Source organism: Kitasatospora sp. NPDC093558 (assembly GCF_040683475.1).
Lineage (GTDB): Bacteria > Actinomycetota > Actinomycetes > Streptomycetales > Streptomycetaceae > Kitasatospora.
The window spans coordinates 1-1,000 of record NZ_JBFBDY010001429.1 but is presented as its reverse complement, the minus strand read 5'-3'; the positions used below and the strand labels follow the sequence as shown (position 1 = coordinate 1,000).

General features: G+C 73.2%; 1 protein-coding gene and 1 pseudogene. Both read right to left on the bottom strand.

Translation table 11 applies throughout. From position 1 onward, the window contains the following. Positions 1-243 (bottom strand): annotated as a pseudogene (locus AB0O00_RS41545) (S1 family peptidase); the annotation flags it as partial. A gap of 176 nt (positions 244-419) precedes the next feature. Next, positions 420-1,000, bottom strand: a 581-nt coding sequence (locus AB0O00_RS41540; protein ID WP_363659839.1) for a LysR substrate-binding domain-containing protein, incomplete at its 5' end; no start/stop codon positions are given.

Sequence of the window (1,000 nt, the reverse complement as noted above, 5' to 3'; positions counted from 1 at the left end):
CTGCACCGAGGCGGCGCGGGCCTCGTGGGCGAGGCGGGCGCCGGCCTCCTGCGGGGTGAGGCCGAGGTCGCGCTGGAGTGCCTGGAGCATGGGCGCGGAGGGCTGGACCGCATCGGTCTGAGGGGCAGCCAGGGCGGCGGCGATAGCGGTCCTGTCCGTGTGGGCGCCTGCCGGTGCGATGCCGGCGACCACGGTGATGGCCGCCAGGGAGCACGCGGCAACGGCCGCGCGGAGTCGGAGCATTGGGGTCTCCTTGGAGTGGGGGTTGCCGGAACAGTAGTTGGCGGAGGCACACGTTCGGGACATGTCAAAAACCCCCTGTGTCGGCGTTATGGACCTCTTCGACGCGACGGCGGAGGCGTGCGACGGCAGGGGCGTGCGATGGCGGGGGCGCGTGCCGGAGGAGGCGTCGCCTCCTGTCACGGCGTCGGACGGGCCCTCCGCCGCAGCCACGCCGCGTACGCCGGATTCGCCGCCGCGGCGTCCGCGTGCACCGCCTTGGCGTAGCCGACCACCTCGTCCGCGAGTCCCCACGTCAGCGAGTACGGCACCCAGCCGATCACCTGGCGCCAGCTCAGCTCCGGCGGATCCAGCGGAACCGTCACGATCCCGTCGGCCGGCGGGAACGTCGCCCGGCACAGCGACACCGCCCGGCCCGTCCGGACGAGGTGGAGGCACGAGGCCGCATCGGCCTCGTAGACCGGCAGGGGCAGGAAGCCCGACCGCACGCAGGCGGCCGCGAAGCACTCCGTGAAGCAGCCGCCACCGGGCGGCAACGCCCAGCGCTCACCTTCGAGTTGCCCGAGTTCCAGTTCGCGTTCCCGCGCCAGGGGATGGTCCTCGGAGAGCACGGCGAACACCGGGTCGACGGCGATCTCCCGCCACTCCAGCCGTTCGTCGCCGAGGGCCTTCTGGTGCCCGCAGAGCCCGGTCAGCACGATGTCCAGCCGCCCGTCCACCACCCGGCCCACCAATTCCGGTGCCGAGCTCGACGATTGGG